Raw genomic sequence first — 19,100 nt, forward strand, 5'->3', positions numbered from 1 at the left:
TTTTCAGCCAGCAATGAGACATGCACGACGGATCGACTATCTACATCGAAGTTTCAACCTGTGTAGAGATAGTGGCAGTCTCATTCTCAATGAAAACCTCAAAATCAATTTTAGATCGGAAACGTGGGGTAACTCAAGCATCTTCCATGCGAACCGTGTTCTTGAGCGAGTCAGGGCGCGAAAATTCCAGCTTGCTCTCGCCTGATTCTCGCGTTACGTACAGGTGACGCAGATAGCGGGACGACAATCACTCCCTCCGCGGCAAAGGTGTATTGAGACAGATTCAAGCGGTCGTTCTTGAGAGGGTTAGAGGCGGCATGGACGTTTCAGCGGCTATTCGCAGCGACGGTTAGTCAAAGCTGTTCCGTACGGTCCCGAGATCGTCGATAAGTACTGCTGGCGTCGGCGTGTTACTCCCGTCGTAGGCACGTTCGACGTAACCATCTCGGTTGACGAGCACCGTCAGGACGACGTGAACGAACGGGGCGTTGCCACCGTCGTGCTCCGTGTTCTGTTGGTCTCCGTCCGTTTGGTTATTGCTCTGATTCCCCCGTGGCTCCAGATCGTACGTCTCGGTCTTCTCGACGCCAACGCCGAACGTCTCGTTGACGACGGACGTCACACGGTCAAATGACGACGGGCGGAGGAACTGCCAGTTATCGGCTGTGGGATCGGCACCTCGGTCTTCGCTAAACGCCTGTAGGCGCTCGGCAGTATCGAACTGGGGATCAAACGTGATCGGAAGGAGAGCGATCTCGTCTCCGTACCCGTTTTCGGCGGCGTCCACCTGGACCTGTGCTAAATTGCTGGTGAGCACCGGACAGGGGCCCATACATCGGGTGAAGATGAATGTGACGAGAACGTGACGATCACCTTCAAATTCGGTCGTCGTCACCTCGCGATCGTGCAACGGCGATGGGAGCGTCACTTCGGGAAGTTGTTCCTCGAACGCCGGAAACGAGAGCGCTTCACTCTCCGCTCGCCGCCACTCCGGTTTGTCGAGGACTGTTGGGCCAGAATCCCGAAACGTACTGAGACATCCTGCCCCAAGAATCGATCCGACGGCCGCGGTATGGCGAAGATAGGAACGCCGGTCCATGCATAGCACAATTGGAGACATGTATAACCATGGTCTGGTTTGATTGTCGAAGGGGGCACAAGGCCTATGGAAAATCTTCCCTGATGATGATGTATGCACAGACGGGAACTGCTCAAAGCGGTCAGCGGCATGCTCAGTGTCGGCGTTGCCACGACTGCGATGACCCCCGTCGGAGCCCAAGAGGAAGCGAACGAGAGCGGCGGCGGCGAGGACGGTGGCGGAGAAGCAACCGGCAACGGAAGCGAGGGTGGTAATGAGACCGGAGGCGGTGGTAACGAGAGCGCCGGCAATGAGACTGGCGGTAGCGGAGGTGGCGCGACGGAGACGATCGACGTCGTGGACAACGCATTCGAGCCCGAGGAGCTCGCAATCGAACCGGGAACAACCGTCGAGTGGGCCTGGCAGAACACCGCAAACCAGCACAACGTCAACCCGACGTCCCAGCCGGGTGAAGCCAACTGGGAGGGTCACATGTCCTTGGAGAGCGGGGACTTCTCCTTCCAGTCCACGTTCGACGTGGAAGGCGAGTACGAGTACCAGTGTGACCCCCACGCGAGTCTCGGGATGGTCGGTACCATCACCGTCAGTTCTGGGGCGGGCTCGGCAGCCGAAGGCCCGATCCAGCTCGTCCCCGACGCGGCCTGGACACTCGTGATTGCAACCGTCGCGGGGATGCTCGCGACGTTGTCGCTAGCCTATGCGTTCATTCGCTTTGGCGGCTCGAACCCCCAACAGTAGTCCCGAACACTAATCAGAAGGCGTAGTTGGCCCTCTGATGACTTCCATGTCGGAAAGAGTGATCAGCGAAGCAGTGGAATCCTTGCAGAGAAAGCATGAGAAGCGTTACTGAATCGTCAGAAAACTCGAAATAACTTCACAATGTGGCTGATGGATTCTAGGTAGCTCTTGGCTTATATTCCCCGAAAATCTTCCCTACAGTGGGTCACCGTGCAGTAATCGCCGGTAGGAAGACCGCTTCTGCGGCGGGTACTACCCTGATGGGACATGAATTAGAAGCTACTACCGACTCCGAGTACCACGGTTGAGACGACGAGATAGTCCATAGTCCGCAACTCATTGAAGCAACGATCGCGAGGAGTTCGTGACGACCAGCAGGCTACTGGCCCCCATCGCGAGAGCGGCGAACAAGGGGTTGAGCAGTCCGGTTATCGCCAGCGGGATCGCGACCGCATTGTAACAGAATGCCCAGCCGATGTTGCCTTTGACCCGGCGATCAGTCGCGCGTGCGAGTTCGAAGACGGTATCGACCGACGAGAGATCGTCATCTACGAGTGCGACGTCGGCGGCGTCCGCGGCCATTGCGGTTCCGCCGCCCAGTGCGATCCCGAGGTCCGATGCCGCGAGCGCCGGCGCATCGTTGGTGCCGTCGCCGACCATCACCGTCCGTCCCGTCTGCTTGAGGCGCTCGACAGTCTCAGCCTTTCCCTCGGGAGGGACGCCGGCAAACACACGGGAGATCGACGGATCGTCCCGAAACTGGCCCGCAGCACGGGCGTCGTCACCGGTGAGCACGACGACCTCGGTGTCGGTCGCTGCGATCGCCGACAGCGTCTCCGACCAGTCTTCCCGGAGGTCGTCGCCGACGACAATTACGCCCTCGGCAGTCCCGTTTCGACCAACGGCGACCGGCACGCGCCCTGCCTCGCGGCTCTCGGCGATCCGCCCCACGATCCCCTCGGGGACTGTCCACCCTCGCTCGCGAAACAGGTCCGGATGGCCGACGACGACCTCCTTGCCGTCTATGACCCCGGAGACACCGTTTCGATGGCTCTCGAAAGACTCGATGCCGTCGGTGCAGTCGGCCTCCGTCGTGTCGGTCTCCCTGGCCCCTTCCATCTCACCCACTGTCGATGCCGGCTCGACCGTTCCTCCGTCGGCGAGCCGGCGCTCGGCGGCGATCGCCCGGCCGACCGGATGGGCCGACCGCGACTCGAGCCTGGCGGCCAGAGAGAGCAACTCGTCGCCGAGGTCGGTTTCGACGACGGTCATCTCGCCGGTGGTCAGGGTGCCGGTCTTGTCAAAGACGACGGTGTCGGCCTCGCGGATGCGCTCGAAGACGGTGTCGTCGAAGACGACGATTGAGCGCTCCAGGGCGTCCCTGATCCCGGCGGCGACCGCGAGTGGCGTCGCCAGCCCGAGCGCACACGGACAAGAGACGATCAATACGGTGAGTCCGACGAGTAAGGCGTCGGTGACCCCGGCGCCCGTTGCGAGGTAGACTGCGGTGACGACGACCGAGAGCGCGAGGACGAGCGGGACGAAGATCGTCGCGAGCTTGTCGGCGAGCTTCTGGATCCCATGGCTTGAACTCTGGAGGTCCCAGACGAGTTCGGTCACCCGGTCCAAGCTGCTCGTTGCGTCCTCGCCGACCCGGACGGTGACCGCGCCGTCGGTCACCAGTGAGCCACCGACGACGGGGTCGCCGACACTTTTGCCAACAGGCAATGACTCGCCGGTGACGACTGCCTCGTCGATCGCGACCTCACCGGAGACGACCTCGCCGTCAATGGGCACGCGTTCGCCCGCACGAACCAGCACGCGGTCGCCCGGTTCGAGGTCGTCGACAGCGACCTCGACGTGGCTCCCGTCAGCCTCGATACGGCGGGCATCATCGATTCGGACGGCCGTGAGATCGGAGAGCCGTTCGGTCGCCTGCTCCTTGATCGTCGACTCGTAGTAGTTGCCCACCGAAACGATGACGATGATCGCGACGGTGACGTCGTAGTAGACGTGGTTGCCACCGACGGCGATCGACAATGTGCTGTAGAGGTAGGCGCTGACGGCCGCGATCGCGACAAGCAGGTCCATGTTCGGCGAGCGGGTCTTCGCGGCGACGTAGGCTCCCTGGAGGATCGGCTTGCCAGTAACGCCCAAGATGATCGTCGTCATCGCGGCGATGGTGAGATAGAACGGTGTTGCGAGGTCACTCGCAAGTGTCTGTGTGAAGAACTCGGTCGTCCGCTCGTCGTAGAGCAGCCCCCCGAAGTAGGTAGGGTAGATGATGAGAACGTACTGCAACATGACGGTCATTCCCATGAGCACGCCGACGATGACCCGCCCGATCATCCAGTTGTCGGCCTTGCGGCGGCTGACCGCGTCGTCGCGAGAATAGGCGCTGTAGCCGAGCCCGCTGATCGCCTCCTGAAGCTCAGTCTCAGAGACGAGGTCGGGATCGTGGTCGATCCGGACCGTATCCGTCACGTAGCTCGAATCGGCGTTGCTCACGCCCTCGGTTGCGACCGCGGCCGACTCGATGAACGCCTCGCAGGTCGCACAGTGCATCCCGTCGACCTCGAGATAGGTCGCCTCGTGGTCGTCGGGGACCTCCCGCTCGGTCCCCTCCGAGCGTTCGCGACGGACATCCTCGGCCCCGACGTCCTCGACATCCCCGAGGGCGGCGTGGACGTCCCGACAGCCCACACAACAGAAGCGGTTCCCTTCGTCGTCGGTGACGTCGCTCCCTGTAACGGGGAGTTCACACAGCGTACAGCCGGCGGCGTTTACGTGATCAGTCATCTCGGTGTGATCTCAGTGGTTGGCATGATCGCCCCGGCCATGCCGACGTCAACCCCGTCGTAAAATGGGAGGCTGGGATGGGGGACGTGGATCCCGATGCTCATCAGGCCGTGGGCAAAGAGGACGTAGCCGAGTGCGACAAAGGCGACCCCGAGCAGCCGATGGACCCGCCGGCGGTGAACGGCGTCGACGGACTCGATGACCGTCCCGTAGGCGAATACTGTCGGGATGGTCCCGACTCCGAGAGCGGCGAGGGCGACCGCGCCGCCGGTCGGCGAGCCGGTCGTGAACGCATAAAGATAGGCGGGGTAGAGCACGGGGCAGGGAAGCAATCCGTGGACCGCGCCGAGAGCGACGATCCCTGGCCCGTTCGCGAGGCGGTCGACGTGCGAGAGCAGCCAGCCGGTCACCCGCTCGAGGCCCGGAATCGAGAGTCCCCCGGTGGTCCGCCCGGCCAGATAGTAGATCCCGGTCGCGATGACGAAGCCGCCGACGAGCAGGCCGACGCTGCCACGAAGCGGTTCGACCGCCGCGGTCACCGAGTCGGTCGTAACGAACAGTATCCCCCCGAGCGCGCCGAAGACGGCCCCGATAATGGTATAACTCGCCGTCCGACCGAGATTGAACAGCGCGTGCTGGCGGACCTCGTACGTCGTGAGGTGGGCCCCGCGGCTCTCGTGGCTCTCGCGGCTTCGATCCATCCGGTCGGAGTAGATCGTCACGAGCGGGCCACACATCCCGAGGCAGTGGGCACCGGCAAGCAGGCCGATGACCAGAAACAGCGCCACGTCGACCCCGAGGAGGGTAGGTACGTCCACGGTCTGGTCCTTGTCTCGGCTATCGGCCCGACGAGGTAATGGGTTTCGCCTCACCGGCGTCTCCGGGCCGGTCTTCGAGAGGGCCCAGACGACCTCCGCCGATCCGATCGTACCTCACGGCCGTGATCGGGATGACGACGATCGGATGGTCGATCCCGCGATCATCTGTGTGACGCTTCTCACGGGGCTATTCGTCGTCGATACCGGGGCTGAATCGCTTGGGCCAGTCGCGTGGAGTCGACCGATTAATGGTTCTCGGTCCGCATCTGCCAGAGGTCGTCGAAGGTGATTACCTCGACGTTATCGGTGTCGACAATGTATTGGAGGAACTCTTCGTACTCACCCTCATTGACGGTGTTATCGAGGTCGAAGTCGTGGAAGTTGAAGATCGCACACTGATTGTATTCGGCCGCAAGGTCGATACTTTCCTTACAGATTTCTAAGTCGTACCCGATCGTCCGGGGGAGGACGAGGGGGTCGAAGCCGTAGACGCCTGTGAGATTGGTGTTGCCGGCCTGGTTGAAGCCGCCAGCGTAGTAATAATCGCTGACGATGTCGAGAACGGTCGCGTTGAAGTTGTTATGGGGGAACGTGAGGAAGTTCGCGCCCTCAAAGCCGCTGTTGACCTTGAATTGCTTGTCGGTTTCGATGGTGTCCCTGAGTTCGTCAGGGTCCATCTCTCCAAGGCGGGTGTGGGAGCCGTGGCCGACGATCTGGTCGCCGGCCTCCTGACGTTCTAAGAGTTCCCCGCGGGTCATTACGTCCTCGCGGCCGCCGATGATCCACTGGCGAACGATTGATTGGGCGGCGTTGACACCGTACTCATCATGCAGCGGTGAGGCTTCGTCGTAGAACCCCCGCATCCCGTCGTCCCAGCTGAGTACGACGTAGCCAGAATCGGGTTGGTCGTGGGTACGGATGTCGTCGACCCAGACTTCGGCTTCCTCGCCCGTATGGTGGACTCGGACCTCGAGGGTCGAGAGGAAGTCCATCTCGGGAGGATACTCATCTTCGGCGACGACACCGGGGGAGGTGCGGAACCAGCCGGGATCGTCGCCGCCGTAGGCGATCGAGCGGAGCTGATAGGTTCGGGAACTGCCGTAGACGTCGACGAAGCGGAGCTCGATAGCGATATTTTCGGGGGTCGTTGTTCGAACGGCCATCGAGAAATCGAGGTCGGTTAGGTCGGGGTTGTCACTTTCGAGGTCGCGCTCGATGACCATGTTCGTGCCCTCCTCTTCGGTGTACATTCGGACGCTCTGGGAGCCGGTAAAGGAGACGTCAGCATCCTCCTCGGCGTTGCCTTCCGTGATCGACCAGTTCGAGAGATCCTCGAAGTCGTCGAAGGAGTCGCCGGGTTGGGCGTACTCCTCGCGGCTGTTGTACTCCGTCTCAACGGCGAGGCCGCTCCCGCCTTCCTCGAGGGTGACCGTCGTCTCGGCGTCGTCGCCATCGATTTCGACGGTCTCCTCGTTTTCAGCGTACTCCTCGGCGCTGGCGAGAACGGTGTACTCGCCGTCGGCCAGCCCGGTAAGCTCGACCGTGCCGTCGCCGCCGGTTTCGCTCTCGTACTCGCCGGAAGCGGCCGCGTCTCCTTCGGAGGCCGTCTCGTTACCGGACCCACTCTCGTTGGCGTCCGTTTCGTTTCCGGTCTCGTTGGCACTCGTCTCGTTGCCGGCGTCGTCCCCCTCCTCGGGAGCATCTCCGTCCGTGAGCTGGTCGCCCTCGAGCCAGACGGTCGCTCCCTCGATCGGATCGCCGTCCCCGGTCTCGACGGTCACGGAAAGTGAGTAACCGTCCTCGGTGTCGGACTCATTGCCCTCGCCAGCGTCGGACTCGTTGCCCTCGTCCGTGCCGTTGTCCTCGTCGGTTTCGTTTCCGGCGTCGCTTTCGTTGGTGTCGTCGGTTTCGTCAGTCTCGTTTGTGTCGTTACCCTCATTGCCGGTCTCGTTGGGATCTTCCCCGTCGTTGCCACCGTCAAAGGCGGAGCAACCGGCGATTCCGGAGACGGCTGCGACCCCGGAGAGCGCGAGCATTCGACGTCGTGTCGTCGGTTCGGGAACCATTTTGACTTAAGAGCCGCGTGGGTAGGTTGTTATAGTTTATGTATCTGTTCTAAGCTGGGAACGGAGGCTGATCGCCGAAGCGTCAGTTATTCGTTCAAAAGCTTTCTCAATGAGTTACACCGAATACGGACATACTCGGATCATCTGTAGACACAGACTGGTAGCGAATTGGAAGTACTCCATTGAGGATTTGGATCTCGATCCTCGGCGTGAAATGTCGATATGATTGGCCGAACTACAGTAACGGAGCATCTCGAATTGATATTCTCTATACGGCTGAAATCGTAGGATTCTGTTATATTTTGCCTCCCTGCTGAATCAGATTAAGTTCACTCACTTGACGAAATCGAATTCGATATCTGGAGACGACTAAGTGGTGTTTGCGTCGGGAGCAATCCATTGTTTGATGAGTTCGTTCACATTATAGAAGAGGACGCCAACAGAGACGAGAGTTGTGCTGAAATAAATAATCAACCCTGGCGGACCACCGATCGATGTGCCAATTGCACCTCCTCCGAAACCAATAACCGTGAGTTCGACCCACGTCACTACGATCCGAGACAGCAATCGGGGTTCCGAATTGGACGGTATTGATGTCATCGTCTCTGATCACCATATTTGCTAACCGATTTTGAGTTCTTCATTAGATTCTGTTTCTGCAACTCAACGACACGCTGTTGCCTAATCATATGTCTCATCCGTAAGATTCCTCAGTATCGACGGGACCACTGAACGCTGAATAGAGCACGACAAAGTACACGAGCACGATCGGGAGCAGCACGCTCGCCATGATCGACATGAGATTGAGCGGAAGCGTAGAGATGATGGCCTCCCGGATAGTGAGTCCTGCGGTCCGGTCGACGAAGGGGAACAGAAGGGTTGCGACGAGCCCTACGAGTCCGAAGACGAGGGCGGCTGTCGTTGCGAACGCGGCGTAGTACCGGTTACTACGGAGCGCGACGATATAGATTCCTGTCAGGGTGGCAGTGAGGATCACAAGTGCGACGATGAGGGGTGATCGGAACGAAGAGCGCAGCCCTGGTTCAGTCATATATATCGCCCCGAGAGTACTGATCGCTACACCAAGATAGCCCACGGCAGCTCGGACACCGTAGTCTCGCATTTCACCTCGTAGCGCGCCGCGGGTTTTCAGCCCGAGGAATGCCGCACCGTCGACGATCGTGAGGGCAAGGACTGTGACACCGCCTAGGATCCCCACTGGGGTGATGAGGCCGGTCGCTCCGACTAGCCAGTTCATGATGAACAGACCCAACAGAAACGGCGTAACGGTACTCCCGATAACGAACGAGTAGCCCCAGAGTGTCCGCCAGCGGCTGTCTTCACGCTCCTCGTACATTTCTGGGGCGAGCCCTCGGAGACCGAGAGCGGCCAGAATTGCGAACATCAACAGATAGTATCGGCTGAAGAGGTTCGCATAGACGGACGGAAACGCTGCGAATAGTGCTCCACCGAAGACGACAAGCCAGACTTCGTTCCCGTCCCAGAACGGCCCGACAGCCGCCAACAACTGTTCCTTCTCGTGATCGTCGTTACGGGTCGCAAATAGCACGCCCACGCCGAAGTCGAACCCATCGAGAAAGAGGAACATACCGAGGATGAAAAACAGCAGCGCAAACCAGAGCTCGGCGAGCGGTAATCCGAATAGCGGCTTCGTGGCCAACGATCCGACGTTAGTCACTAGACGTCACCTCTGACTCTGGGGCACGGGTAGATTCACTCTGCGTGAGTTCGTCTTTCGCTGGCGGCCCCGCGCGGATGATACGACCGACGACGTATGTGTAGAGGCCCAATAACAGGATGTACCCGGTAACGAACCCGAGGAGTGTGAATGTTGCTTCGGCGCCTGTGAGATTCGGAGAGACGCTGGCACTCGTCTTCATCACCCCTTGAATGACCCATGGTTGTCTCCCGACCTCGGTGACGATCCAGCCGACCTCTACGGCGACGAATCCCAGGAGAGATGACGCCATCAACGCTTTATGCAGCAAGCCATCCTCGAAGAGCTCCCCGCGCCACCATCGATAGGTACCCCAGAGGGCCAGCAGAATGAACCAGAAGCCGAGCGCAACCATGATTCGGAACGCCCAGAAGACGATCGCCACTGGAGGAGATTTCGTCGAGAAGGTTTCGAGGCCACGTATCGTAGCCTGTGGGTTTCCTCCACTTGCGAGCCAGGATGCTCCACCCGGAATGCCGATGCCAAAGAGATCTTTCGTGCGTGGATTCAGGAGATCGTTGACGTCCATCGGGAATGCAACAATATACTCGGGGACGTAGGAGTCGGTTTCCCAGACGGCTTCCATTGCGGCGAATTTTTGGGGTTGGGTTTCCAAGACGTGGCGGGCATACCCGTCGCCCTGAATCACCTGCAGTGGGGCTGTGATGAGGAGGACAACGAGCGCGATTTTGAGCGTCTTCTCCCAGACGTTGATGTGTTCAATTGAGTAGCCCCAGACGTGATGCCGGAACACGTAGTAGGCAGCAACGCCAGCCATGAAGAGTGCGACCGACTCAACGGCAGCGTTCTGCATGTGGATGAACATATAGGGGAACCTCGGATTGAGATAGGCTGCGAGCGGGTCGGTAAGCCTCACAATTTGCTGGTCGTTCTCCACGACAATCTCGAACCCACGCGGCGTCTGCATCCACGAGTTCGCGATGAGGATCCAGACGGCCGAGAGCCACGTGCCGAGCCCGACGGCAATACTTGACAAGAAGTACAGCCGATCCGATACACGGCCACGGCCGAAGACGAAGATCCCAAGGAACGTCGCTTCCAGCATAAACGCCATCATCCCTTCGAGGGCGAGTGGACCCCCGAACAGCTCCCCGGCGGTTGTCGAGAACGCGGCGAAGTTCGTTCCAAATTCGAACTCAAGAACGAGCCCGGTCACGGTACCCACAACGAAGCTCACTGCAAAGATTTGTGTCCAGAACCGACGGAGCTGTTCGTACACTGGCTGTTTGGTACGAATTTCTTTCCATGTGAAATAGATGAGAAACGGTGCGAGGCCCATACTCATCACTGGGAAGATGATATGGACGATCGTGGTAAGCGCAAACTGGAGACGACTAGCAAGAACGGGATCAACCATCGGCCCCACCTCGATGGATGTCTCTCTTGGTCTGAACGATGACCTCCAAATTGAGCAAAACGTGGGCCCTTGTCGGATAGCAGATCATCACTCAGACTTTGCGACTTCGGTACGTCAAATGAAGGCGGTGTCCTACTTATTGGGAATCCACCTTGGCTCCATATACCAGGGCCTTTGAAAGTGAGTATGGAGCGCCGACAGATGCTCAAGACAGCCGGAATTCTCGCTACAGGTGGCGTAACTAGTCTCGCAGGATGTAGTTCTGGAAACGGAAATGGTGATGGCGGTGAACCGGCCACGACTGAGACAGAGGGGACCGATGGCTCGGGCAGTTCGAATACGGTCATGATGGTCACCGAGGACAGCGAGTATTATTTCGATCCGATCGGCCTGTTCGTCGAATCCGGAGAGACAGTCACGTTCGAAATCGAGAGTGGAAGTCATTCGGCGACTGCCTACGAGGAAGAAACGAGTTCGGCATCGGTAACCCGGATACCTGACGGAGCAGAAACGTTCAATAGCGAAACACTGAGTGAACAGGGCGCGACCTACGAGCACACGTTTGAGACCACCGGTACATACGATTACTTCTGTATTCCACACAAGACCCAGGGGATGATCGGACGGATCGTCGTCGGCGAACCAGGCGGCCCTGCTGAAGGGAGTATGCCGCCGGACGGAGACGTTCCCGAGAGTCAGACCATCGTCGACCAAGGTAGCGTCTCATACAGCGAGTTCTCTGGGTGACATCCACCCCAGCATAAACAGTAGACGCCGAATCAAAGTGAAGCCGGAAGATGTTCTACCTTCCCGCCGGCCTCATTGAGGAAAACAGGAACAGAACGTCGCGGAAGGAATCGAACATCGAGGACCGCCGCCGTTGTCCCGAGCCTGGAGAGCTGTTTCACCACACTCGGGACAGGGAGCTTGCTCCCAGGCGTGCTTGTAGCGCTGCTCGATGATGGCGTCGAGCGGCTCGAGGCGGAACACTTGCCTGGCGCTCGACAACCTCCTGTAGCATCCCGCCGAAAGCTGTCTGTTGGAACACATCCACTAGCAGACGGCGGGATGCTGTAGTTCCTACGCGACTGTTTCACCAGATTCGGCAAGAGCGTTAATTGATCCGCCAATCGATCCACTGCCCGGCGATCAGCGATCCAGCAGGCCGGTATCCAGCGTCGGGCCCTTCCGCTTGCCGCCGAAGAACCGGCCGCCGGCGGTGAGCAGGTAGAGGACCCCGAGCCCAAGGAGGTAGGTGAAGGCGAGGGGGAATGCGAGCAGGAGCATTGTCAGGATCCCAGAGGGGCTGGCGAAGGCCGCGGCGGTGAATATCGCGACGATGACGACCCGCCAGCCTTTGAGCATCGTCCGGTAGGGGACGAGCCCGCCGACGTGGAACAGCATCATCGTGACGACGATGTTAAACAGGAAGCCGATGCCGATGGTGGTGAAGATCACCATCCAGCTGAAGTGTTTGATCCGGTAGGAGATCACCATCCCAGCGTCGATCGAATCGGAGATTAGGTACGAGATCACCGAGGGGGCGATCCAGAAGAACCCAAGGAAGGTTCCGAGCGCGAAGCCGGCGATCAAGGCGCCGCCCCAGACGATGAACACTCGGCGGTCGCCCCGAGCCAGCCCGCGTTCTTTCAGCGCCGGCCAGGCGTAGTAGAGGATCAGCGGGAGGACGGCGATGATCCCCGCGATCACGCTCACCTTCACCTCGAAGATCAGCACCTCGACAGGGTGGAGGGCGATGACGAAGTCGCCCTGCTGGATCAGCGTCTGGGTGTCGGCAGTCGGCGAGATATCGGTTCCCTGGAGTTCCGCCAGCGAGACCAGCAACTCGTGGGGCACGTTCGAGACGAACGCCTCGAGGATGATCCCGAGTCCGCCGGAGTAAAGCCCCATGAACACTCCGCCCATCACGACCATGAACAGGCCGACGATGCGGAACATCCGCGAGGTGAGACTCTGGAAGATGAAGGCAATGTCGTAGGCGTAGCCGCCGATGTCCTCCTCGGTCGTCTCTTCCTCGGTAAAGGAGTTCACGATGTCGGCGGCGGTACTCGAGAAGACGTTGTCCTCCTCCTCCTCGTCGGGAGCGGGTGCTCCCTCGCCCCCGCCGCCAGCGGCCCCGGCGTCGTCCGCGGTCGCGGAGGCGTCGCCGGTGGCGGCCGTGCCTGCAGCGCCGACCTCCCCTTCGGCGGTCGGCCCCTCGTCCTCGGCGTGGAGGGTATCGAACCGGTCCAAGATCGCCTGGGCCTTCTCGCGGTCGTCGTCGAACATCGCCTGGCGGGCGTGGTCCATCGCCTCCTCCTCGTCCATCTCGAGGAACGCCTGTGGCGGGACGGCGTCGATCGCGTCGGCATCGAGGACGTCGATGCCGATCTCCTCGGGCTCGCCGGTCCGGATCTGGTCGATCCGGGGGTGGACCGGCTCCTGGAGCACCTTGATCGTGTAGGCAAAGAGCGCGAGGAAGCCGATGACGCCGGCGACGAGCAGGCCCGCCAGGAGCGCACCCGCAGTGCCGTACTCGGCGCCGAGGGTCTCGAGGGCGGTCGGCCCGCCCGGCCGGATCGCCCCGGGGAGGAGGGGATAGAGTTCGTCCTCGAGGACGTCGAAGCCGCCGAAGGCGACGAAGCCGGCAACGGCGATCCAGACCGCACCGAGGGTCCCGCCGGCTTGGAGCGCCCGCTTCCGGAGCAGGCTGGTGCCGCCGATCGCCTCGGCGGCGCCCCGCCTGCGGGTGTTGGTCAGCAGTTTCGCGAGCCCGAGGCTGAAGGCGTAGAGGACGGTCAGTGGGATCATCCACATGACCAGCGTGAAGGGGTCTGGCGGCGAGAACAAGGCGCCGAAGACGGCGATGGCGACGATGGAGTGGCGCCACTTGTCCCGGAAGGTCTCGTAGGGGACGATTTCGGTATAGGCGAGCGCGCCCATGAAGAGGGGAAGCTGGGCGGCAAGCCCGAAGGAGATGGTGAGCAACGCCATGAACTCGGTGAACTCGGTGATCCCGAAGTTGGGATTGACGCCCGCGCTGTCGGCATTGCCCGCGAGGAACTCGAAGGCAAACGGAAAGAAGACGACGTAGGCGTAGACGATCCCGACGCAGAAAAGCCCCAGCGCGGTCACGACGAAGCCGACGATCGATGCCTTCGAGATCGGGATCGCCGACTCGTATCCCCGCTCCCTGATCGGTTCCCGAGCGAAGTAGAGGACAGCGGGGATCGAGAGGATTGCGCCGACGATCATTCCGATCTTCGCCTGCAATAGGAGGACCTCGAACGGCGTTCGGGTGATGACGTCGGTCTGCCCGGCGAGCTGGCTCGACATCTCTGCTTCCGCCGTCGCCTTGAGGAACTCCCAGACGTAGATCCGGAGGGCGTAAAAGGAGCCGATGAAGCCGATGACGAAGACGATGAAGATCTTCTGAAGATGGTTCTGTGCGATCGAGAGCACCTCGGCGATCGTCTGCCTACCGCTGTCGATCGCCCGGAGGGCGTCTTCGTCGACGGCGGAGCTCATCGCGTACCCGTACGGTACTTATATCCAGTTATCAACCTTTCGTGTCGGGAGCTTCAGATGATCACCCGTCCTTCCACCGAGATCTCCGTCGTCCCGGAGTGATCGTAAGAAAAAAGGCCTACGCTCTTACCGTGTCTGATGAGACACGTTGAGGGCGAAGGAGCCAATAAACGCCGGAATTCTCTCGCCTTTGAAGATAGATTCCGGGGGCCATATCGGCTGTGAACTCGATCATGTGTCGTTCAGCGGGGGCGACGTTCGTGACGTCCATGTCATGTCTCGCCAGTATTGTATATAGGGTAACACAGCATTTCGACAATCGAACCCGAAACGATAGATGAGTTCTCATCGAATCTCATCCTGTCGTATGGACTTTAATTCATCCCACTCGGCTGATCGTGTCGACAAGGCAAACCATTCCACAACTAGACGCCGAGTTCTTAAAACGAGCGCCGGTGTAGTCGCAGCCACAAGTGCTTTTCCGGTGCTAAGTGGAACGGCAGCTGCTCACTTTCCGGATCAGCTTGAACTTGATGTCAAACCTGGCTGTGCGGACAATCCTCTCGACGTACAGAACGACGATGACGTCCCAATTGCTGTCCTCTCAACAGAATTCGTCGATGGAGATGGAGAGACCGTGATGTTCGATCCGACAGAGCGGGATGTTCGCTATCGGTTCGGTGCGCCCGACGCTGTTGAGAGTGGTGGCGGTGCACGCCCCGTTCACGATGGCCATTGTACTGATGAAGGAACGCTCATTCTCCATTTCCCGGTCGAAGACATGGATCTTGATGGCGATGAGACAACTGGCAAACTCCTCTGGGAACGTGACGAAACTGGCGAACACGGGTATGCCGGAACCGACGAAATCACTGTGACTACTCCTTCCAGTGATTCTGCAAACGATCTCAGATTCCCACGATTCGGAAGATTCGCACCATTTTGAGATATATGAAATAACTGATGTAAGAAGGGGAAACAAAAGAAAATAACGCTGGCAGTATGTTGCCTCTCCCCATCCTAATCGGCCACGTTCGAAGCTCAGGGAGCTATTAGGTTTGTTTATTTTTGATAGAAGGGGTATCTGTTGGTGATCCACTTCGATACACTGTATAAAGAATGATAATTGAAATGAGGAAATCGAAGCTATGTTCAATCAAATGATGGATTGTCATCGGAACGACTCCAAGAACGGTGCCAAGTCCGACAACGGAGCGAGCCACAAGCATCCCCAATACGAACGTAATTAAGAGGTAGCGGAGCGTCTGTCGTCTTGAGTACGCGATAAGACCGAGCCCAAACAAGACGATCGTCCCGACTACCGCAAGAACGATTATAAGAACGAGAACTGGGGCAAGTTGCGGATCCAGCCATTCGCTACTACGAGAGCTCACAGCGAGCATGGATGATAGGGATTCGAGTGGTAGACTATCTATTCGCTTCGGTGCAACTCCTCTGGAAAGTCGGAGACACGGGGTAAATGCTTGCTTTGATATCGAAAGGAATTGGAAAGACGTTATCACTGTCTTCCCATTCGATAAAAATCAGCGAAAGCCATTATTCCACTGGCTCACTATCTTCGATATCAGCTTCCCTTCAAACCACTCCAAATAATCTTATGTCCGAGACGCGACAACAAATCCGAACGCATGTCAACGAGAACGTTGGTATACATTTCAACGAACTCGTTAGGCAGTCAGAGTGTGCGCCAGGTCAGGTTCAGTATCATATCCATCGCTTAATCGATGAGGACGTTCTCATTCGCAGTGAATTCTATGGCCGAACCCACTACTACCCACCTCAATACGACGAGTGGGAACGTGGAGCACTTGCGTTATTCCGGCGTGAAACGGCTCGTGAAATTGTTGTCCACCTTATCGAACATGAATCGGCCGACCCCAACGAGACCGCCGAGGCGCTTGGTATTGCCCGAAGCACCCTTGAGTACCACGTCTCTCATCTTGTTGAACAAGAGATTGTCGAAAAGCAGTACAACATGCGAAATCAGGTCACACTCTGTTTAGCCCAACCAGACCAAATTGGTCCGTTACTGGTGGAAGTGACGCCAACAGTTCCCGATCGATTCATTGATCGGTTCACAAGACTCGTCGACAGTCTACTCGAACCATCCTCTGAATCACCGTAGCTGGCGCGCTATACCGGAAGAAACGTGTTGACGCCTCCTTTTCAAGTGAAGTGAGGAAACCAATTAGTTATCATATTTGGGTTGACTCTCATCTCTTGTCATCGGGGAGCAACCGACGAGAGCTATTCACACCAATTAAGCCAGCAGAGACAATCGCGGCAAATATCACAGTTACGGGATTTAGAAGGCCAATGATTGCAATCGGAATGGTGATCGCATTGTAGCAGAGTGCGAGCGCGTTGTTCTGCCGGACCCGTGAGCGCGCGGCGTGTGCTAATTCGAACGCAGTCTCGACGGATCCGAGGTCGTCCGTCGAGATCGCTATATCGGCGGCATCAGCTGCAAGTGCCGTTCCGCTTCCTAGTGAGATTCCAAGATCTGCTACCGCGAGTGCCGGAGCGTCGTTGGTTCCGTCGCCGACCATAGCGACGTTGCGATCGTTTGCCAGCCGACGGATTGTCTCTGTCTTTCCTGCTGGGGGAACGCCTGCAAACACCTGATCGACGGCTGTATGTCGGTCGAAGAACTCTGCCGCCTCTGCGTCGTCGCCGGTCAGGACGACCACGTCGACGCCGCGCTCGTCAAGTTGGTTGAGGGTCTCCTCCCAGTCCTCGCGTGGTTCGTCTCCGACAATCACGACGCCTTCGGCTTGGCCATCGCGGCCTACGATAACTGGCAGATGACCGAATCCGCGGGCCTGTTTGACACGCTGTTCGATCTCTTCACTCACTCTCCAATCCTCTGCAGCGAACAGGTCTAGTGAACCGACTGCAACTGATCGGCCGGTGACTGTCCCAGTGATCCCGGTCGCATGACTCGAAAACTCCGAAACGGGATCACTCTCTGGCTCCGCGATTGTATCGGGGGCCCCATCGGTTTGCATCGGATCGGTTTGGTCTTCGGAACGACCGAATGCGGCGACAATGGCTTCAGCTGCTGGGTGTGATGCTCGACGCTCCAGCATAGCGACGTCCTGGAGAAGGTCCGCCGGCGCATTAGCCTCGAGCACTTCCATTGAACCCGTCGTCAGCGTCCCAGTTTTGTCGAAAACCACTACGTCGATTTCACGGAGCCGTTCGAAGATCGTTTCGTCGAAGACGATGATGCCATGCTCCATCATCATACGAAGACAGCTGGCGACCGAGAGGGGTGTTGCAAGTCCCAGCGCCCATGGAGAGGTGACCAAGAATACGCCGAGCATTGCGAGGACCGTACTTGCAACTGAACCGGTCGAGACGTAAATGCCGGCCCCAGTGCCGAGCGCCGCAAGAACGAGGACCGGAGCGACAAATGTGGCCATCCGATCTGCACGCCGCTGGATCCTGTGATCCGTACTCTGGATGTTCCACACGGACTGCATGATTCGGTCGATACTACTTGTCCGCGCTTCATTGACTTCGACGAGCGCAGCATCGTTTGTGACAATCGATCCTCCGAGGACGTCCTCACCAGGGGATCGCCTGACTGGAACCGACTCGCCGGTTACGATCGATTCGTCAACGGTACAGGCCTGATCGACTAGCGTTCCGTCGACGGGAATCCGCTCTCCCGTGCGGACCAACACACGATCACCTGCCGTCACCTCCTCGACGGGGACGACGTGTGTCGTCCCGTCGTCGCTGTAGCGTCGTGCCTCGTCGACCTGAGAGACTGTGAGGTCCGTAAGACGTTCGAGCGCACGCTGCTTGATCGATGTTTCATAAAAGGCAGCACCGGTGACAGCTGCAGCGACGACCAACGTGAGGTCAAAGAATACGTCATTCTCACCGGCGATGATCGCGGCTGCACTGTACAGGTACGCACTGCAGACGGTAAACGCGACGAGAAGATCCGTATTCGGCTGCTTAGTCCGAAGGCTGGCGTATGCTCCACGCAGTACCGGCAGTCCCGTGAACAGCAACACAAGTCCTGTGAGACCGAGGTAGAGACGTAGGAAGAGAGCACCTGAAGACCCCTGGAGTTGGAAGGAGTTCTCATAGAGTTCGAGGAACGTCGTATCAACCATATCCGCCAGGTGGGCAGGATACACGAGGACGGCGTAGGGGAGAAGAAGAAATGCCCCAAACAGGACGCCAGCCGCATAGCGAAAGCTGAGAAACTCATCTGACCGACGTTTACGCATTCCCTCCATCTCTCTAGAGCGGAGTGGGGCGTCCGCCTCGGCCTGGCGAGAACCCGCAGCGTCGCCTCGTAGGTATGCGTCGTAGCCGAGCGTGCTGAGCGCGTCTATGAGGTCCTGCTGGGTTACGTGGTTATCGTGCTCCACACGCACGGTCTCGGTGACATAGCTGGCCGTCGCGTCGGCTACTCCGTCTAGTGCCATTGCCCGGGACTCAAGGTACTCCTCGCAGGTCGCTGAGTGCATCCCGTCAACCCGGAAGAAGGTCTGGTCTCGGTGGTTCGACTCCCCGGGTGGCGAACTCTCGGTCGCTGCTGGAGACGTTTCGGAACAATCCGAGCCCTTGGCCTGGATCGGTCCGTCAAGTGTCTCGTCAATCTCGCGGCAGCCCTGCGAGCAGTACCACTCGTCGGACGGAGCGTCCGCAATTCCTGACGCAAAGTCGATTGTCCGACCACATAGCTCGCAGGTGGCATTGGGATGTGTGTCGTCCATCGGTGAGGTTCGCACGTGTGTCGTTCTCAGAGATGGGTACGGAAACGTGTTTCCGACGCGGGTCAGCCGGGCCTATCCGAGACACTACTGTCCGATTCTATGTCGATGTGAGTCGTGCATCAGTCCGTCAAGAGGGGCTTGATTGTCCATCATTCCGACGAACCGCGGGACCGCCT

Annotated in this window: 13 protein-coding genes and 1 pseudogene; 4 read left to right on the forward strand and 10 right to left on the reverse strand. The window is 58.9% G+C overall.

The features are described from left to right. Positions 1–349: 349 nt before the first annotated feature. Entirely contained in the window at positions 350–1,099 is a 750-nt protein-coding gene (locus LCF40_RS17975; RefSeq protein WP_224829567.1) for an SCO family protein, read from the reverse strand. 93 nt (positions 1,100–1,192) lie between these two features. Between LCF40_RS17975 and LCF40_RS17980 the strand changes: the two genes are divergently transcribed. Next, positions 1,193–1,837 (forward strand): plastocyanin/azurin family copper-binding protein, encoded by a 645-nt coding sequence (locus LCF40_RS17980; protein ID WP_224829568.1) that lies wholly within the window; start codon positions 1,193–1,195, stop codon positions 1,835–1,837. Positions 1,838–2,173: 336 nt separating this feature from the next. On the opposite strand, the gene LCF40_RS17985 is transcribed toward LCF40_RS17980, so the two are convergent. The 5 genes from LCF40_RS17985 to LCF40_RS18005 all read right to left on the reverse strand — a co-directional run bounded on the left by LCF40_RS17985 (position 2,174) and on the right by LCF40_RS18005 (position 10,636). Beyond that, positions 2,174–4,636: a heavy metal translocating P-type ATPase gene (locus LCF40_RS17985; RefSeq protein ID WP_224829569.1), complete on the reverse strand. Its 2,463-nt coding sequence runs from the start codon at positions 4,634–4,636 to the stop codon at positions 2,174–2,176. Beyond that, on the reverse strand, positions 4,633–5,454 hold the full coding sequence (locus LCF40_RS17990; RefSeq protein WP_224829570.1) for a sulfite exporter TauE/SafE family protein: 822 nt from the start codon (positions 5,452–5,454) through the stop codon (positions 4,633–4,635). Before LCF40_RS17990 ends, LCF40_RS17985 begins: the two co-directional genes overlap by 4 nt. A 245-nt stretch (positions 5,455–5,699) precedes the next feature. Next, positions 5,700–7,490, reverse strand: a complete 1,791-nt coding sequence (locus LCF40_RS17995; protein WP_224829571.1) for a polysaccharide deacetylase family protein — start codon at positions 7,488–7,490, stop codon at positions 5,700–5,702. Between the two features lie 724 nt (positions 7,491–8,214). Continuing rightward, on the reverse strand, positions 8,215–9,219 hold the full coding sequence (gene cydB / locus LCF40_RS18000; RefSeq protein WP_224829572.1) for a cytochrome d ubiquinol oxidase subunit II: 1,005 nt from the start codon (positions 9,217–9,219) through the stop codon (positions 8,215–8,217). Then, a complete protein-coding gene (locus LCF40_RS18005; RefSeq protein ID WP_224829573.1) occupies positions 9,212–10,636 on the reverse strand; it encodes a cytochrome ubiquinol oxidase subunit I in 1,425 nt (474 codons plus the stop codon). Before LCF40_RS18005 ends, cydB begins: the two co-directional genes overlap by 8 nt. A gap of 201 nt (positions 10,637–10,837) precedes the next feature. Between LCF40_RS18005 and LCF40_RS18010 the strand changes: the two genes are divergently transcribed. Further along, entirely contained in the window at positions 10,838–11,383 is a 546-nt protein-coding gene (locus tag LCF40_RS18010; RefSeq protein WP_224829574.1) for a plastocyanin/azurin family copper-binding protein, read from the forward strand. 132 nt (positions 11,384–11,515) lie between these two features. Here the strand turns inward: LCF40_RS18010 and LCF40_RS18015 are convergent. Together LCF40_RS18015 and LCF40_RS18020 are read right to left on the reverse strand one after the other, a co-directional pair. After that, a pseudogene (locus LCF40_RS18015) lies at positions 11,516–11,696 on the reverse strand (IS1595 family transposase); the annotation flags it as partial. 89 nt (positions 11,697–11,785) lie between these two features. Further along, a complete protein-coding gene (locus tag LCF40_RS18020) occupies positions 11,786–14,164 on the reverse strand; it encodes a twin-arginine translocase subunit TatC (RefSeq protein WP_224829575.1) in 2,379 nt (792 codons plus the stop codon). A 367-nt stretch (positions 14,165–14,531) separates the two neighbouring features. Between LCF40_RS18020 and LCF40_RS18025 the strand changes: the two genes are divergently transcribed. Next, positions 14,532–15,110, forward strand: a complete 579-nt coding sequence (locus tag LCF40_RS18025) for a hypothetical protein (protein WP_224829576.1) — start codon at positions 14,532–14,534, stop codon at positions 15,108–15,110. Positions 15,111–15,216: 106 nt separating this feature from the next. Here the strand turns inward: LCF40_RS18025 and LCF40_RS18030 are convergent, their stop codons facing one another. Further along, positions 15,217–15,567 carry a DUF7471 family protein gene (locus LCF40_RS18030; protein ID WP_224829577.1) on the reverse strand — a complete coding sequence of 117 codons (351 nt, stop codon included), beginning with the start codon at positions 15,565–15,567 and terminating at the stop codon, positions 15,217–15,219. Positions 15,568–15,782: 215 nt separating this feature from the next. Here LCF40_RS18030 and LCF40_RS18035 point away from each other — a divergent pair, with 215 nt between their 5' ends. Beyond that, positions 15,783–16,310 (forward strand): winged helix-turn-helix transcriptional regulator, encoded by a 528-nt coding sequence (locus tag LCF40_RS18035; RefSeq protein WP_224829578.1) that lies wholly within the window; start codon positions 15,783–15,785, stop codon positions 16,308–16,310. Positions 16,311–16,398: 88 nt separating this feature from the next. Here the strand turns inward: LCF40_RS18035 and LCF40_RS18040 are convergent, their stop codons facing one another. Beyond that, positions 16,399–18,924 (reverse strand): heavy metal translocating P-type ATPase, encoded by a 2,526-nt coding sequence (locus LCF40_RS18040; protein ID WP_224829579.1) that lies wholly within the window; start codon positions 18,922–18,924, stop codon positions 16,399–16,401. Positions 18,925–19,100: the final 176 nt, after the last annotated feature.

Origin of the sequence: Saliphagus infecundisoli (genome assembly GCF_020177375.1) — an archaeon.
Lineage (GTDB): Archaea > Halobacteriota > Halobacteria > Halobacteriales > Natrialbaceae > Saliphagus > Saliphagus infecundisoli.